Here is a 15,280-nt window from a genome sequence, read left to right on the forward strand (position 1 = left end):
AATTACGCAAGGCAGCCTAATTTAGCGAGTGGTGCACTTCGGAGTTGAATTCGCGAGTACTTCCAGCGTTACTAATCCGCGCCGAAATCAAAGAGCCGACCCAGTTAGTGGGCAAGGTGCCCAAGCAGCTGTCCGGTCCTTTTGATGGGGACAAACCGGCACTCAAGGTTACGCTTGCTTTGCATCAGCATCTGCCTTTGGCGATTGAGGGGGTTCCGGTGGAAGTGAGTTTCGATCATTTCTGAGAAAAAGGCTTTCCCGACAAAAGAGGCGTGCGTGACGGGAAAGCGGGCAAAAAGTATGGCGGAGAGATTTGCCTAAGGTGGCCCGGAGTGACTTGGGGAGATGCTCCGGGACGGTTGCACTATTTACTGCAGCGCTTTACTTTGGGCCAGCGTTTGATACTTGGCGGCAAAGCGCAACAGATAGTCGGCGATATCCGGGTCATCCCAGTCCAGATAGCCGCGGATAAAACCGACTAAGTTACCATTGGGATCAAAAATATAAGTCGCCGGAACCACATTGGCCGGCATGATCTTCTCTATCTCTTTCTTGCTGTCTATCCAGCTGTCATTCAGCTTGAGCTCATGCTTGGCCAGAAAAGGGGTTACCGCAGCCGGATCTTCATCTATCGACAGCGGCACTATCTGAATACTGCTGCCCTGCAGTTTACTGCGCAGCTTGGCCAGTGCCGGCATCTCACGCAGGCAGGGCGGGCACCAGCTGGCCCAGAGATTCAGCAGCACCAAACGTCCTTGATATTCAGCCAAGGTTTTGGGATTACCCTGTAGATCGGCAAAGGTCACCTTTGCTACCTTTCTGGCGTGCTGCATTTCAACAAATTCACGCATAATCATAGGCTTGTTTGGTACAGGTTCCCCTGTGTGATAAGCCTTGTGCTGCATTATGCCTCCTTGGGCCGATAGCGGCAGCAACAGGGCGAGACATAGAAGCAAGTAAGATCTCAAGATGGATTCTCCTGATCGTGTGGGGATGGATTGTTGCTGCGGCCGAAAAATAGCAGCATGCCGGGCAATACCAGTAACAAGATGACAGGTCCCAGCCATAGCAGTGCTGTGCCTGCGTTCAGCGAGGGTTGATAACGGATCTGCTCGCCATAGCGTTCCACCATAAAGTCGAGTATCTGCTCCCGGCTCTTGCCCTGCTGCAGCATCAAGTAGATCTGTGCCTTGAGCTCACTGGCAATGGCGGTTTCCGACTCAAACAGGTTTTGGTTGGTGGCCATGGGGCAGCGCAACTCCTTGGAAATATCTATGCTGAGGCGGGCGATATCCATGTCGGTCGCCTGGGCTTCGGCGCAAGCAAAGCTGAGCCATAATCCAAGCAGCATTAGCTTAATCATGTTGAAGTCTCCCTGAGGCGGTTAATAAATCGGTTTTCGGCAGGCGTTGACGTCGGCTACCTAGGGCCAGTAGGCCACCAATGGCCATCAAGGCACCGCCGAGCCAGATCCAACTCACCAGTGGCTTGATGCTGAGGCGCACCAAAAATTCTTCATCGCTCAGTTGGGTGCCCATGGAGACATAGAGATCGCCAAAGGCCCCACGGTAGATGGCCGCCTGGGACAGCGACATGCCGTTGGAGTTGAATTCCTGCCGCTCCGGATAGAGGTAAGTAAGCAGTTGCTCATTGTGCTCAACCCGAATTACCGCCTGCTCTCCGCGATAGGCCGGCTTGTCCAGCAAGCGGGTTTGCTCATAGATAAAGGTGTAGTCACCCAGAATACTGCCTTGGCCCGGCCCCATACGCAGCAGCGAGTGCTGCTCAAAACAGCTGACTCCGGTTGCGCCTATGATGCTGACAAGAAGGCCGGTGTGAGCCAGCAGCATGGGAATATTGCGGCGTTTGCCGGCAGTGTCACCCAGTGGCAACAGATAAAGCAGCAGAGTGCAGAGCAGAAACAGGCTCATGGCACCGCCCGCCAGCATCCAGGGGGTGAGCCTGCCTTTGAAAAATAGTGCCAGTGCGGTCGCAGCTATAGTGATCAGGGCCAACAGAGCTAGGCGCCCCGGCGCCATATGGGGCAGGGTGCTTATTGCCATGGGTAAGAGCAGCAGTGCCAACATGGGCACGAACAGGGTGTTGAAGTAGGGCGCCCCTACCGACAGGCTTCCCAGGCCAAGTGCCTGATAGAAAAGCGGGTAAAGGGTGCCCAGCAGGGTAGTCAGCGCCATGGTCAGCAAGATCAGGCTACCTAGCAACAGCTGACCGTCCCGGCCAAGTGGTGTCAGCTTGCCCGGCTGCCAGTGATGGCGACATCTGAGGCCAAACAGGCTGAAACCGGCGCCACCGTAGAGCAGCAACAACAACAGAATGATCATCCCACGCTCGGGATCGGCAGCAAAGGCATGTACAGACTGAATAATGCCGGAGCGCACAATAAAGGTGCCCAGCAGACACAGGCTGAAGCCCAGCAGCACTAGCGCCAGGGCTGAGAGCTGGGCCAAGGGATTGTGGTTTTTGATCTGCAGGCAGTGCAGCGCGCCTGTGGTCACCAGCCAGGGAATAAAGGCAGCATTTTCCACCGGATCCCAGAACCACCAACCGCCCCAGCCCAATTCGTTATAGGCCCACCAGGAGCCCAGGGCGTTACCTGCAGTGAGAAACACCCAGGTTAACAGCAGATGGCGCTTGAGCCTGTCAAGGCGGGCGGCGCTGAACTTTTGGCTGACAAGCAATGCCAGCGCGATACAAAAACAGATCCCAAGGCCTGCATAGCCAAGAAACAGCAGCGGCGGGTGCAGGATAAGGCCTATGTCCTGCAGCATGGGGCTGAGATCGCGTCCCTCTATCGGCACTTCCGGTAGCAGGCGAGCAAAGGGGTTGGCATACAGCAACATAAAGAAGATAAAGCCGCTGAGAATCGCCGAACAACTGCCGTGCAGCATCAACAGATAGTTGTGATCTTGCGAGCGCCTCTGTAGTCCCAGCCAGGCCCATAATGCCATTACTGTCATCCAAAACAGCAAAGACCCTTCATGGCTACCCCAAACCGCGGCCACTTTATAAAACAGCGGCAGGGCCGAGTTGGAGTTGTTGGCCACATAAGCCACAGAGAAGTCGTTGAGGATAAACGCCAGTGCCAGCATGAGTACGGCGCCGGTCAGCCCTAACGCTTGCCCCAGCAGCAGCGGTTGCAGCGGCCATTCTAGCCGAGGATCGCGATACTTGAGCAGCGCAAGCAAGGTGCCAAACAAGGCACAACTGCCGCTCAGGATCAGCAGGAAGTGTCCCAGTTCGGGCAACATGGTGATGGAAAACATGGCCGCTCTCTTGTTATGCCGGGATTTCCCGGAAATGGATCTATGGCACTGAGACTAGGGTTATTACTCCTTTGGCTCTGTGATCTGTCACGCCTTTATTTGCCTGTATTTGCCGGCGCGGCATTTTTCAATTTTCAGCAGGGGTTTTGAGGTTTTTTGAGAAATAAAACGCTCAAAAAAAGAACTGAATAATTTTACTGTTAAATATTAAAGCTACTGTTTTAAAAGGAAAATATAAGGTGTTGCTTTCTTGAGTTCTCAAGCTGGGGCGGGCTGTGCTCTGGCGCAGATTTTTGTCCTTGCACATATGAAGAATGAGTCGTGACCGGTCAAGCCGGCAATAACAAGTTCGTTTGTGAAATAACCGACGACAAATTCAGGAGTATATGATGAGACGATGGCAACAAAGGACAACACTCAGTATGTTGTTTTGTTTAACTGCCGTCAGCGGGGCTGGTGCGCTCGCGGCAGATAAACCAGGTCACGGCAATAAGCAGATGGGAGAGTCGGCACAAAAAGTGATCGCTAATCCCAACGGCATGGAAAAGGTAAACGGCGTCAAGACACTGCAGGATTATATCGTTCAGGAAAAAGAACTGTTCGATTACCTGTTCCAGAATCACCCTGTGTTCAAGTATCAGGAAGAAGGCCGCCTCATTGGTATGTATAAGGTCAGTGACCGCGGTGAAGAATACATGGACCAAGGTAATGGCCAGAAGTACAGCAAGCGGGTGGGGCGTCCCTCTGCGGTGCAATATCGTTTGGCGGCCAAGTCTATTCTCGACTTCCCCAATAAGTTTGTTGGCCCTGAGAAGTGCGGTGAGTGTCACGCGGTGCAGTATGAGAAGTGGCAGCGCTCCCGTCACGCCAAGACCATACGTTTCCCCGGTGAACATCCGGAAGTGGATAATGACTTAAAGAAAAAGCTTTATGGTTCTGATGCTTCCATATTACCGGACGGTATCACTCCGGATGCTATCTACGCCACTGTGGGTACGCCGAGAACCAAGTATGGCTATATCGATAGCTTCCTGGTGCGTGGTTCCTACCATATTGAAGGCGGTCTGCTGAAAGACGGTACAGGTACCATGGTTGCCGGTGGTAACCAGTTTTCCCGTGGTTGGGCCGAATGGTTGACTCCGGAAATGGCCAAGAAGATCCAAAAGGTTATCCCTGACTTCCCCACCAAGATGGAAGACTTCGGCGCCAGTGGTTCTCACCAGTGGGGCATGACCTCCTACGGTGCCAAGTACAAGAAAGAGTTCCTGTTCCAGCCTGCCAGTTCTTACTGCGAGGTTTGCCACAGCTTCAAGTTTGACTTCAAGAACAAGCAGGAATACCTGGATGCTCTTGGCGATCCCAAGAAGCTGCAGGAACACACCATCAGCCGCGGTATTGCTTGTGAAGAGTGTCACGGCGCCGGTGGTCACCTGGACGGTGGTAACGGCGGCGGCATGCCTTCCAACTGTGAACGTTGTCACCAGCGTTTCAACTATATCGACGAGCTGGCCGAGACTGAAAAAGGCAAAGAAAAGCTGGAATATGCCTTCAACGTCAAGATGAAGTCTTCTTGCCCATCTTGTGGTACCGAAGGTTCACAGATGTTCATGTCTTCTCACTATGACAAGGGCATGCGTTGTTCTACCTGTCACGATCCACACGAAGTAACAGGTAACGACTGGAAATCCGGTTACACCAAGCCAGCAATCAAGAAAGACTGTGTTGACTGTCACCAGGTTCAGGCCGAAATGGCTGCCAACACCGGCACTCACGCCAAGAACAGCTGTACCAGCTGTCACATGCCGAACATGGGTAGCTGTGAAAACTTCACCGCGATTCAATACCCGGATATGGCCGGCTTCGACGCAGTGCGTAAGTCTCACCTGTGGAAGATTGATGTCAGCCCGGATCGCAAGACGTTGAATCCACCTGAAGGTCAACCTCGTAAGTCTACCACCAAAGGTTGGACCGTGGCTCAGGATGAGAATGGTCATGGCTATCTCGACCTGATGTGGACCTGTGCCCGTACCTCTATCTCTGACCACGATGTGGTTGAGCGTAAGGGTTGCCACAGCCAGTTCCAGTCCGAGCTGAGCAAGGGCCTGCACTTCAAGGATCAGAAAGAGATCTATGGCAAGGTCATGAAGTGGCAGACTCCTGTCAAAGACAGCCTGGCTAAAGTGGAAGATGCGCTCAAGCGAATCGATCGCAAAGTTGCCAAGAACAAGCTGTCTATCGAAGACAAGACACAAGTTCTGCTGCTGACCGACAAGGCTCGCGACATTGTTGAATTCGTACGTAAAGACGGTTCCTGGGGCGTTCACGCTCCTCGCTACGCCCGCAAACGTATGGATGCAGCAGTTACTTACGTGACTCAGGCTGAAGCCATTGCCGATGGCAAGGGCACCAAGACAGCTTCGCTGTAACGGGTAATAGTGGCTCCGGGCGCTTGTCCGGAGCCCTTAATGGAGGATAAAGATGCGAGTTCGACTCTCATTGAAACAGGCGCTGAAACAGTCCCTGCTGCCACTGGCATTTATGGTTGCGGCACCGACTGTGCTGGCCGGCGGTGGCGGAGATCTGGTTCCGGCTCCCTACCACGAAGAGGTACTCAACCAGATCTCCATGCGTGAGGCCGAGATGCTGCTCAGCCAGCCAGGGGTGATCTTCTATGACGTCAACACCCTGGAGATATGGGGTGATGGTTTCATTCCCGGCGCCATCTACTTCAACGTCAATAACTGGAAAACTTTGTTGCCGGAAAACAAGGACACCACCATGGTGTTTTACTGTGCCAACCGCCTCTGTACTGCCAGTAATGTGGCCGCCAGAGAGGTGATGAAACTGGGTTATACCGATGTCAGGCAGATGCCGGATGGTATCTATGGCTGGCGTATCTCGGGACGACCGATAGAGCGTCCTTGAGAATAAATTATTTGGGCATTGAATTTAGAAATTGCAGGATGAAAACCATGAAATTACAAAAACTTGCTACTACGATTTCCCTCTCTCTTTGTCTGAGCTTGCCCGCGCTGGCGGCCGACTTGAAGACAGAGACAGACAAGACCTCCTACGCTCTGGGTGCCTCAGTGGGCAACTATATTTCGGGCCAGGTTTACCAACAGTTGGAGCTGGGCGCCGAAGTCAATATGGAGCTGCTGATTACCGGCTTTACCGATGCTCTTAAAGACAAGCAGCAACTGACAGATGAACAGATACTGGATCTGCTCAACCAAAGAGCCATCGCCCTCAATGAAGAAAGAGAGGCCCGTTTCGATAAACTGGCTGAGGACAACCTCAAGGCCGGCGAAGCTTTCCTGGCCGAGAACAAGAAAAAGTCCGGCGTTAAGGTTACCGACAGTGGCCTGCAGTACGAAGTGCTGAGCATGGGCAAGGGCAAGAAGCCCAATCCTGAAGATGTGGTGACAGTCAACTATGTCGGCAAGCTTATCGACGGCACAGTATTTGAGGACAGCAGTACCAATAAGGCCGCAGGCCGTTTTGCGCTGATGACAGTGATCCCTGGCTGGGAAGAGGGCCTGAGACTAATGCCTGAAGGCTCCAAGTTCCGCTTCGTTATCCCTGCCAAGCTGGCCTATGGCGAGCAGGCACCCGGGGTGATCCCGCCGCAGGCCACTCTGGTGTTTGAAGTCGAGTTGGTCAAGGTCGAAAAGCCGGGTAAAGACAGTAAGCACCCAATGCCTGGACACGGTTGACAGGAGGCGTTATGGCTAACCCGCTCTGGTTGGGACTGGCCCTGCTGAGTCTGGCATTTATGAGTCTGTTTGCCCTTTATCAGTGGCAAACCTGCCGCGGAGACAGGGTCGTACCGGCTCTATGGCACTGGAGCTTGCTGCCGCTGCTGATCATAGGCCTGAGTCTTGGGACTTACTCCTATACCGGCCGTTACCAGGATTGGCAGTTGGCCGAGGCCGACGACAGCATAGACTATCTGCTGGCCGCCGAGATTGTCCGGCTCAGACGCGCCAGTGCCGATGCGCCACAAGACAGCGACCTGATACAACAGCTGGCCCAGGCCTATGTGCGCGGTGGCATGTATCTGGATGCAGTGGCCACCTTGAAGCAGCAGTTGCAGCTTCAGGGCAAGAGCGCCGCCTTACTGGGGCAGTTGGCCGAAGCCGCCTATTACCGAGATCAACGCCAGTGGCTACCGGAATCTCAAGAATGGGTCGAACAGGCCCTGGCGCTGGATAACGCCGATCCTGGCACCCGGCTGTTGCTGGCCAATGATGCCTTCCTTAACCAAAGATATGCCGAGGCTATAGGCCATTGGCAGCTGCTGCTCGACAGTAATAATCAGCAGTTGGATCGTGAGGCGTTGCAATATGCCATTGCCAACGCCCGCAGCCGACTCGAATGATTTTTTTCAACCCTCGCTTAATGGGTTGTCCCTGCAAGGCCCCGGCGAGGTGTTGAATCTATTGATTGGAGAGAAAGATGAAAAAGACACTTTTGGCTATCGCTATTCCCATCCTGTTAATGGGGCTGTCCGGATGCTCTCCGGCGCAGAGCCACAATCAGGACATTCACGCACAGCATCTGGAACAGCATGACAAGTGCCATATGTGCGGCATGATGATCACCAAATACCCTGGGCCCAAGGGGCAACTTATGCTCAAAGACAGTGATGCCGTGCCCAAGTTCTGCTCCAGCCGTGACATGTTCAGCTTTGCGTTGCAACCGGAAAACCAGCGCCGAATCAAGGCTATGTTTGTCCATGACATGGGCACTACCGACTGGGAACAGCCGGATGACAACGCCTTTATCGATGCCACCACAGCTTGGTATGTCTATGGCACCAGCAAGAAGGGAGTGATGGGACCGGCGGTTGCACCATTTTCAACCAAGGAAGCGGCGCAGGCCTTTGCCGAGGCCTGGGGGGGTAGGGTACTGGCCTATGAGGAGATCACCCTGGAACTGCTGGAAGGAGCCAACTGAGGTTGATGTTACGCACCCTGCTGGCCCTGATGTTGCTCTCGTTTGGCTGCCTTGGCAGCCAAAACTCGCTGCAGGCACGTGTAGATGCACTGAGTGAAGGCGAGGTACTGACTCTCTCTGCCGCTGAATATCAGGGGCCGCTGATAATCGATAAGGCGATCGCTATTGTCGGCGAGCCCGGCACCATAATTGATGCCGGTGGTAAAGGCAGCGCCGTGACCATCAAGGCTGCAGGTGTGCGCTTGCAGGGGCTTGAAATACGTAACTGGGGCAGCGATCTCTATGAACATGATTCCGGGGTGCGTCTGTTGCCGGGCGCCGATGATGTCCTCTTGCTGCAGCTTGAACTGTCGGGGCCTGGTTTTGGCATTCATGGCGAGCAGCTTAAACACCCGGTAGTGGAAAACTGCCGCATAAATGGAGACGACAAGCGTTATATGCTGGACAGAGGTGACGGCATCTTTCTCAAGTATGTTGAGGCCCCGGAACTGCACCACAATCAGATAGCGTCGGTGCGCGACGGTATCTATCTGGAAAACGTCGACGCCAGCCGGGTCAGCCACAATCAATTCAGCCGCCAGCAATATGGTATTCACTATATGTATACCCGCAATGACAGCGCCTGGAATAACAGTGCCAAATGGTTACTGGGAGGTTATGCGTTGATGAGTTCCAAGGGGATCACCCTGGAACATAATCAAGTCAGCGCCGCAATCGATTTTGGTATCTTGCTCAATGTGACCCAGCAGAGTGAGGTGCATCATAACCGGGTGACGACTATTCACAACCCCAAAGGCGACCCCTCCATCGCCAGTGAAGGCAAGGGGCTGTTTATCTATGGCGCCGCCGACAACCGTATCAGTCATAACTATTTCAGTGACAGCGATACCGGCATTAGTGTCGCGCTGGGCGGTGAAGGTAATAGCCTGTGGCGCAACAACATAGAAAACAATCTGACTCAGGTACGTTATGTCGGCAGTAAATCGCAGGAGTGGAGTCTTCAGGGACAGGGCAACTATTGGAGCAGCTATCAGGGCTGGGATCTCGATGGTGATGGCATAGGTGATACTCCCTATCTGCCCAACGATGCCCTGGACAGGCTGTTTTGGATCTACCCAGAGGCCAGATGGTTGATGGACAGCCCTGTGGTGCTCTTGCTGCGCTGGCTGCAGCGCCAGTTGGCATTGGCCGAGGATATCGGCATTCGTGACAGTTTTCCTTTGCTGCAGCCCATTGATATTCAGACGAAGCAAGAAATAACAACCAATTCGCAACTGAGTGATGAGGAGAAGCGCTATGCCCAGCATTGATTGTCGGCAATTGGCCTATGTCCGTGGCGACAGGCCTGTGCTGGAGAATATCAGTTTGCAGCTGCCCCAGGGCAAGTTGCTGGCGCTGCTGGGTCACAATGGTGCCGGCAAATCGACCCTGATCAAACTGCTGCTGGGGCTACTGAAACCCGCCGGTGGCGAGCTGAAGATTCTCGGTAAGGCTGCCGGTGAAAGCCCAATGCAGGTGGGGTATCTGCCGGAGAACGTCAGTTTCTATGACAATATGCCCTTGGGCGAACTGCTGAATTATTTCGCCGGGCTCAAAGGCATAGGAGCAGACAGAGTCAAAGAGCTGTTGGTCGAGTTTGAACTGGATGGTTTGGTGAAACGCAGGTTGGGACAGTGTTCCAAGGGCCAGAGACAGCGACTTGGGTTGGCGCAGGCGCTACTGAGCCGCCCCAGATTACTGTTGCTCGATGAACCGACAGTGGGTCTGGACCCCTCGGCCTCGGCGCTTATGTATGCCCAATTGGCGGCGCTGAAACAGCGGGGCTGCACCATAGTGGTTTGCACCCATGAACTGGCTTTGGTTGAGCCGCATCTTGACTTGGCGCTCATGCTGGCAAATGGCCGGATGCGGGCGCTGGGAAGCCTGGATAACCTGAGGCAAGAGGCTGACTTACCACAGGAGATCCTGTTGCCATCTCGGCTGGAACTCAGTGGCGATCCTGTGCTGGGGCCGAGTTTTTCCGCTGGCCGGTTGAAACTGGCTAAGGCCAGCGTGCCGGAGGCGATAGCCGTACTGACGGAGCAATACCGCTGCTTTGACTTTCAGTTGCCTCCGGCCTCGCTCGGTGAACTGTTTCATCATTTTATGGCACCGTCTGACTCAAATCGTCGGAATGTCGCGCCTAAAAGATTCGGGGAGGCCGCCTGATGCAATTGGTCAGAGAAAATGAAGCGCTCAAGTTCAAGCGCTCCAACCCGTTATTTATCGTTGCCGCCAAAGAGTTCAAAGATTGTCTGCGGAGCCGCTGGTTGCAAACGGCTTGCTGTTTGTTTGCCCTGTTGGCGGCTGCGGTTATTTTCGGTGCCGGGGCCTTAGGCGGTGAATTTCGTTGGCAGGCGTTGCCGCAGTTGTTCAACTCTCTTTTAACCTTGAGTGTCTTTCTGGTGCCACTGCTGGCGCTGCTATTGAGTTTCGATGCCGTGGTGGGGGAGGCCGAAGCAGGCACCCTGTTATTACTGCTGACTTACCCTTTGAGCCGTAGTCAGTGGCTGGCCGGCAAGCTGATGGGACAGGGCGGCGCCCTGTTGCTGGCTTTGCTGCTGGGGTTTGGCTTGCCTCTGGGGCTGCTGCCGCTGCTGGCTCAGGAATACCGTACCGTAGAGTTGCCCGCGGCCCTTGCCCTCTTACTGGCCAGCGCTTGGTTACTGGGGTTGGTGTTTATGCTTTTAGGCTATTGGATCAGTATGCAGGTTAAGCAGAAGGCTCAGGCGCTGGCGCTGCTGATGCTGCTTTGGTTGCTGTTGGTGCTGCTCTATGATTTGGCTTTGCTGGTATTGGCTGTGGTGGCGGCCGATAACCTTGGTCAGGAGAGCCTGCAATGGCTGATGCTGCTGAATCCGGCCAGTGTGTTTCGCTTGCTCAATCAAAGTTTTTTGGGCTTGGTCATAGGGGGACCGACCTGGCCTTGGTTGCTGGGAATACTCTTTGGCTGGCTGTTGTTGTTATCTTGGCTGTGCCGCTACAGTTTTCAACGTCGGCCACTGTAAATTTGCTATTGGAGTCTGCTGTATTAGATATTTTTTGTTTAACAAAAACAAATTGTTAATTGATATAGCTGTCACATTCTATCTGTTGCACTCAGGTTAAACTCATAGTCTATCCTAAAGCTTCCATTAACGGGAGCTGTCAAATTTTATGGAGTGACTTTTCGGAGTGACAATGCAACAGCTGACTCCCTATTTGGCGTTGGATACCAAGGCAAAACACTTGCTGGATCAACGCGATGGTTCAGAAATCGTCCTGTCGTTTTCTGAGGCTCAGGTATTGTCTCACCTGTTGTCGGCCCCGGGAACCGTATTCGGAAAAGAAGAATTGCTTTCCGTAGGGTGGCCGGAGCGGGTGGTGGCGCTGACCTCACTGACTCAGTGCATTAGTATTCTTAGAAAGAAGCTGGAACCCTATCCCGAAATTCAACTCAAGACGGTTGCTCGCCGTGGCTATCAGCTAAATATTTCCGAGCAGTCCCATGTGCATATGCTGGCTATCTCAGATGGTGAAGCCATCCGCACTGCCTTGGTGAGTGTGTCTCTGAAAATAAAACTCCTGGGGATTTTATTGCTGTTGGGGCTGGTGGGCTTCTTCTGGTATTACAGCGATTATCATCAGATGGTCAAGCAGGTGAGCCATTGGCGGGCCGACAAGCAGTTGCCCTTGAATGTAGGGGGCACGCTGGCCTCGGCGCAGTTGTTTTACAGTGATGAGGCCAAGCAACTGCATCCTTCCATGTGGCAAAAGCATCTGGCGCCTGAGGGAAATCTTATCCCCGGATTGAAGCATTTCAGCGCTTATGCCGCCTCGGATGGCCGTAATTATTCTTTTGCCATCTGTCCCAGCGCTGATGAAACCGGCTGTGACGGCGATGGTATCATCAATATCACCGCCATAGATCCCAAACCTGCCGGTCTCAGCATGAAGGAGTTTGTGCCCCTGAGTAAGGAGATGGAGCGACGGATCCGCTACAACCGTATTATTCTGCCGCCAGCGGTAGACAATGCCGAGTTGGTGGAGCACAACTACCATGCGGATATCTATTTCCCGGTTGCCGGTGAACTCTTGGTGCGTACCGATCTCAGCCTATCGCTGGTTTACGACAGTAAAGACTCGGGGCAGTTTTATTCATCGGCCTGTGTTACCGATCAGGATTGCATCACCACACCGATAAAGTATCAACTACGGGGCCATTTTCACCAGTACCGTACCGAGATCTCCGGCACCTTGGTGGATGTGTTCCAGGTGAAAGTGAACCAGAAAGAGCTCATCAAGCCGGACAATGTCAGTGACTCAGCGATGCACTTCTACCGCGAGATCCGTAAAGACGATATCCGTGATGAGGAGATCTACTACTTCCGGGTCTATCAGGATCACAAGACAGCGGTTTGGATAGTGCCGCAGATGGGTAATTTACTGGCCTGGACCACCTACAGTGAAGTGAAGCTCTGAGCCGATAAGACTACTTCACTACCATCACAGGGCACTTGGCCTTGTTGATAATCTCCTCGGCGACATTGGGCAGCAGCCAATGGGCCAGCGCAGTGCGTTGATGGCAGCCGATCACTATCATGCCGACATTGGTGCTCTCGGCCTCTTCGAGGACTTGGCCGGCAGCGCTGCCGCGGCGGATAAGCACCTCGAGCTGCTGCTTTGGATGCAACTGTTGCAACAGAGCTTGGATTTTTTCCGAAGCATAGGCCTGCATATGTTGTTGCAGCTGCGCCTGGGTCAAGGCCACTATGCCGAAGTTCTCTTCGTGATGGGGGAGAGTGGTAATGTCTTCGCCATAGGCTTTGCTTATCACATGCAGCAGCCTCAGTTTTACTTTATAGAGCGCCGCCAACTCTATGGCATATTCCAGGGCGTGTTCGGATTCTTCAGAGAAGTCGACCGGACAGAGGATTTGTCGGGTACGCATGATGCATCTCCTTTTACTCGGCCTTGGCCACTTCTTTAAGTTTAAGCCAGTCTTGGCCAGGTACAAATTTGGCGTTCAGGGGAGATATTCGCGGGAGCCGATTCGGCTAAAATTCCAATCATTGAACAAATAAAGCCCCTGTCGGGGCTTTATGCTTAATGGGATTAGGCCTGAGTCGCAGCCGCGGCAGAATGCCTTAGTTCACCAGGTCGTATTGTTCCTTGAGTACCCGGATAATTTCTGCCTTGGGATTATCCGAGAGAGTAATCTTGGCTCCGGTGACTTTCTCGGCAATACCTGTGTAGGTACGCGAGACATTCATCATGGCCTCCAGTGGCAGGTCGTTGTCGCGGGCCAGGGCTTCACGTTCCGGCATTCTGTCCTTGTTCAACAGGATATCCGGATCCGGGAAGTGGTTGAGCAGGAACTGACGGAAACCTTCTTTGGAGTTCTCGAGGATCTTGCCGTCACGGTAGGCGCTGCCATCCCAAATACGTGAAGAGTCTGGGGTTCCCACTTCATCCATATAGATAAGCTTGGATTGGCCTTGTTTGTCAGTGACATAGCCAAATTCGAACTTGGTATCGACAAAGATCTGATCTTGCTGTGCCAGCGCCTCGGAAATGACTTCGAATCCCTGTTTGAGCAGCTTTTCGTACAGATCGATATCTTCAGGCTTTTCAAAGCCGAAGGCCTCGAAGTTAGCTTCGATATCTGCGCGGCTGATGTTGACATCATCCTGCTCCGGTATCCCTGGGATCCCCTTGAGTATCCCCTTGGTCGATGGGGTGATCAGTAACTCGGGTAACTGCTGATCCTTTTGTAATCCTTCCGGCAGCGTGATGCCGCAAAATACCCGCTCACCCTTTTGATAGGCGCGCCACATGGAGCCGGTAATATAGCGGCGAATAATGGCTTCCACCTTTATCGGGCGAGCCTTTTGCACTATCCAAACAAAAGGATGGGGAATGTCGAGAATATGGCTGTCGGCCAGCCCCTTTTCCTTGAACAGGCTGAACCAGTGGTTGGAGATGGCGTTGAGTGCCGCCCCTTTGCCCGGGATCCCTTTGAGGCCCTCTTCGCCGTGGAAGATGCAATCGAAGGCGGAGATACGATCCGAGATCACCATGATCGCCAGCGGAGTATCGGCGGGCACATCATAGCCCTTTTCGCGGATCAATCTGGCGCTGTCGGCCTCGGTCAACCAGTAGACACTGCGCACTTTTCCGCTGTGAACCGGCTTGTCGGTGCGGATAGGCAGATCATTGTTTATGGCTAGAACGGAATCAGCAAGACTCATGACGAGTATTCCTCTGGGTGTAGGGTTTAAGGCTAAGTCCGGCAGGCGGGGTTATTGTTATCTGCCTGTTTCCGGGAGAATGCGAGCCGGCGTCGGGGCAGCAGCAAGCAGCAAAAAAGGCTGTGCTTAAGAGGTAGATCCGCTGTGGAGTCATACAAGTATGAGATGCCGCCGACAAAAGATGGGCTATTTTACCTCAGTCACAACCTTTTGCCACGGGGAGGCTTTGTTTACTGGAGCAAAACTCTGTTCGCGATAGAGACTAATGAGGTTGTACCCAGGGAGCTTGGGCGCTGATTCGGCATTCATGTTTCGGTCACGTTATTTGCGCCAACGGCTTTCGGCGACACCGAGGGGGAAAGTCGGTGTAATTCTGCAATCATAGCGCTGCTTGAAATTGTTTATATACCTACAGACATACGCCTATTTCCCAGGCACAGGTGGAACTGTGACCTTCTGAGCCAGGGATGTTCTCGCAGCGAGTCACAGGATCGCCTGTGCATAAGCCTGCGGCAGGCAATGAGAAACATCCGTCGCCGGAGGCCCTGCCAATACTAATTAGTAACTTTTAGCTGGAAGCTATGATAGCCGCTGTGCCAGCGGCCTAAAGTCGCGGTGTAAATGCCTCCATGCATAAGGGCCAGTTCGCCATCCTTGGCTCTCGCTCGAAAGCACGTTGCTACGCAACTCTCGCCAAACCACACCGGGCAAGGGGCTTTGCTTGTCCAAAGCCCCTTGCATCCCCAAGGACACCCCGACGTAGCCGAA

General features: G+C 53.5%; 15 protein-coding genes. 10 read left to right on the forward strand and 5 right to left on the reverse strand.

Translation table 11 applies throughout. The annotated features are described in order from the left end of the window. Positions 1-44: 44 nt before the first annotated feature. Positions 45-245: a hypothetical protein gene (locus CX651_RS18735; protein ID WP_101057539.1), complete on the forward strand. Its 201-nt coding sequence runs from the start codon at positions 45-47 to the stop codon at positions 243-245. Positions 246-368: 123 nt separating this feature from the next. On the opposite strand, the gene CX651_RS18740 is transcribed toward CX651_RS18735, so the two are convergent. The 3 genes from CX651_RS18740 to CX651_RS18750 are packed head-to-tail and all read right to left on the reverse strand — an operon-like array spanning position 369 to position 3,284. Next, positions 369-905 carry a TlpA family protein disulfide reductase gene (locus CX651_RS18740; protein ID WP_229839806.1) on the reverse strand — a complete coding sequence of 179 codons (537 nt, stop codon included), beginning with the start codon at positions 903-905 and terminating at the stop codon, positions 369-371. 59 nt (positions 906-964) lie between these two features. Continuing rightward, a complete protein-coding gene (locus CX651_RS18745; protein ID WP_071475497.1) occupies positions 965-1,363 on the reverse strand; it encodes a cytochrome c-type biogenesis protein in 399 nt (132 codons plus the stop codon). After that, positions 1,356-3,284: a heme lyase CcmF/NrfE family subunit gene (locus tag CX651_RS18750; protein ID WP_101057543.1), complete on the reverse strand. Its 1,929-nt coding sequence runs from the start codon at positions 3,282-3,284 to the stop codon at positions 1,356-1,358. The genes CX651_RS18745 and CX651_RS18750 overlap by 8 nt, the downstream gene beginning before the upstream one ends. A gap of 389 nt (positions 3,285-3,673) precedes the next feature. On the opposite strand from CX651_RS18750, the gene CX651_RS18755 reads away from it, so the two are divergent. From CX651_RS18755 to CX651_RS18795, 9 genes are all read left to right on the forward strand, one after another. Next, positions 3,674-5,710, forward strand: a complete 2,037-nt coding sequence (locus CX651_RS18755; RefSeq protein ID WP_101057545.1) for a multiheme c-type cytochrome — start codon at positions 3,674-3,676, stop codon at positions 5,708-5,710. 112 nt (positions 5,711-5,822) lie between these two features. Further along, the gene (locus CX651_RS18760; RefSeq protein ID WP_224868116.1) at positions 5,823-6,209 is read left to right on the forward strand and encodes a rhodanese-like domain-containing protein; all 387 of its coding nucleotides are present in this window, start codon (positions 5,823-5,825) and stop codon (positions 6,207-6,209) included. Positions 6,210-6,247: 38 nt separating this feature from the next. Beyond that, positions 6,248-7,000, forward strand: a complete 753-nt coding sequence (locus CX651_RS18765) for an FKBP-type peptidyl-prolyl cis-trans isomerase (protein WP_101057549.1) — start codon at positions 6,248-6,250, stop codon at positions 6,998-7,000. A gap of 11 nt (positions 7,001-7,011) precedes the next feature. Continuing rightward, the gene (locus tag CX651_RS18770) at positions 7,012-7,665 is read left to right on the forward strand and encodes a nitrite reductase (RefSeq protein WP_101057551.1); all 654 of its coding nucleotides are present in this window, start codon (positions 7,012-7,014) and stop codon (positions 7,663-7,665) included. Between the two features lie 77 nt (positions 7,666-7,742). Then, complete coding sequence (locus CX651_RS18775) at positions 7,743-8,243, forward strand: nitrous oxide reductase accessory protein NosL (RefSeq protein ID WP_101057553.1); 501 nt, start codon at positions 7,743-7,745, stop codon at positions 8,241-8,243. A gap of 5 nt (positions 8,244-8,248) precedes the next feature. Next, positions 8,249-9,553, forward strand: coding sequence for a nitrous oxide reductase family maturation protein NosD (gene nosD, locus CX651_RS18780; RefSeq protein ID WP_101057555.1), 1,305 nt, complete (start codon positions 8,249-8,251; stop codon positions 9,551-9,553). Then, positions 9,540-10,451 (forward strand): ATP-binding cassette domain-containing protein, encoded by a 912-nt coding sequence (locus tag CX651_RS18785; RefSeq protein WP_101057557.1) that lies wholly within the window; start codon positions 9,540-9,542, stop codon positions 10,449-10,451. Before nosD ends, CX651_RS18785 begins: the two co-directional genes overlap by 14 nt. Further along, complete coding sequence (locus CX651_RS18790; protein WP_101057559.1) at positions 10,451-11,290, forward strand: ABC transporter permease subunit; 840 nt, start codon at positions 10,451-10,453, stop codon at positions 11,288-11,290. Before CX651_RS18785 ends, CX651_RS18790 begins: the two co-directional genes overlap by 1 nt. Positions 11,291-11,462: 172 nt before the next feature. Continuing rightward, entirely contained in the window at positions 11,463-12,743 is a 1,281-nt protein-coding gene (locus tag CX651_RS18795) for a winged helix-turn-helix domain-containing protein (RefSeq protein WP_101057561.1), read from the forward strand. Between the two features lie 10 nt (positions 12,744-12,753). Here the strand turns inward: CX651_RS18795 and CX651_RS18800 are convergent, their stop codons facing one another. Beyond that, on the reverse strand, positions 12,754-13,212 hold the full coding sequence (locus CX651_RS18800; RefSeq protein WP_101057563.1) for a universal stress protein: 459 nt from the start codon (positions 13,210-13,212) through the stop codon (positions 12,754-12,756). 196 nt (positions 13,213-13,408) lie between these two features. After that, a complete protein-coding gene (locus tag CX651_RS18805) occupies positions 13,409-14,512 on the reverse strand; it encodes a phosphoribosylaminoimidazolesuccinocarboxamide synthase (RefSeq protein ID WP_071239147.1) in 1,104 nt (367 codons plus the stop codon). Positions 14,513-15,280: the final 768 nt, after the last annotated feature.

This window comes from Shewanella chilikensis (genome assembly GCF_002836945.1).
GTDB classification, from domain to species: domain Bacteria; phylum Pseudomonadota; class Gammaproteobacteria; order Enterobacterales; family Shewanellaceae; genus Shewanella; species Shewanella chilikensis.

Bases quoted from the DNA above. Each gene is read 5' to 3' on its own strand.
- CX651_RS18740 (WP_229839806.1), bottom strand. From the start codon at position 905: ATGCAGCACAAGGCTTATCACACAGGGGAACCTGTACCAAACAAGCCT.
- CX651_RS18790 (WP_101057559.1), top strand. From the start codon at position 10,451: ATGCAATTGGTCAGAGAAAATGAAGCGCTCAAGTTCAAGCGCTCCAAC.
- CX651_RS18745 (WP_071475497.1), bottom strand. From the start codon at position 1,363: ATGATTAAGCTAATGCTGCTTGGATTATGGCTCAGCTTTGCTTGCGCC.
- CX651_RS18755 (WP_101057545.1), top strand. From the start codon at position 3,674: ATGAGACGATGGCAACAAAGGACAACACTCAGTATGTTGTTTTGTTTA.
- CX651_RS18800 (WP_101057563.1), bottom strand. From the start codon at position 13,212: ATGCGTACCCGACAAATCCTCTGTCCGGTCGACTTCTCTGAAGAATCC.
- CX651_RS18770 (WP_101057551.1), top strand. From the start codon at position 7,012: ATGGCTAACCCGCTCTGGTTGGGACTGGCCCTGCTGAGTCTGGCATTT.
- CX651_RS18795 (WP_101057561.1), top strand. From the start codon at position 11,463: ATGCAACAGCTGACTCCCTATTTGGCGTTGGATACCAAGGCAAAACAC.
- nosD (WP_101057555.1), top strand. From the start codon at position 8,249: ATGTTACGCACCCTGCTGGCCCTGATGTTGCTCTCGTTTGGCTGCCTT.
- CX651_RS18785 (WP_101057557.1), top strand. From the start codon at position 9,540: ATGCCCAGCATTGATTGTCGGCAATTGGCCTATGTCCGTGGCGACAGG.
- CX651_RS18765 (WP_101057549.1), top strand. From the start codon at position 6,248: ATGAAAACCATGAAATTACAAAAACTTGCTACTACGATTTCCCTCTCT.
- CX651_RS18750 (WP_101057543.1), bottom strand. From the start codon at position 3,284: ATGTTTTCCATCACCATGTTGCCCGAACTGGGACACTTCCTGCTGATC.
- CX651_RS18805 (WP_071239147.1), bottom strand. From the start codon at position 14,512: ATGAGTCTTGCTGATTCCGTTCTAGCCATAAACAATGATCTGCCTATC.
- CX651_RS18760 (WP_224868116.1), top strand. From the start codon at position 5,823: ATGGTTGCGGCACCGACTGTGCTGGCCGGCGGTGGCGGAGATCTGGTT.
- CX651_RS18775 (WP_101057553.1), top strand. From the start codon at position 7,743: ATGAAAAAGACACTTTTGGCTATCGCTATTCCCATCCTGTTAATGGGG.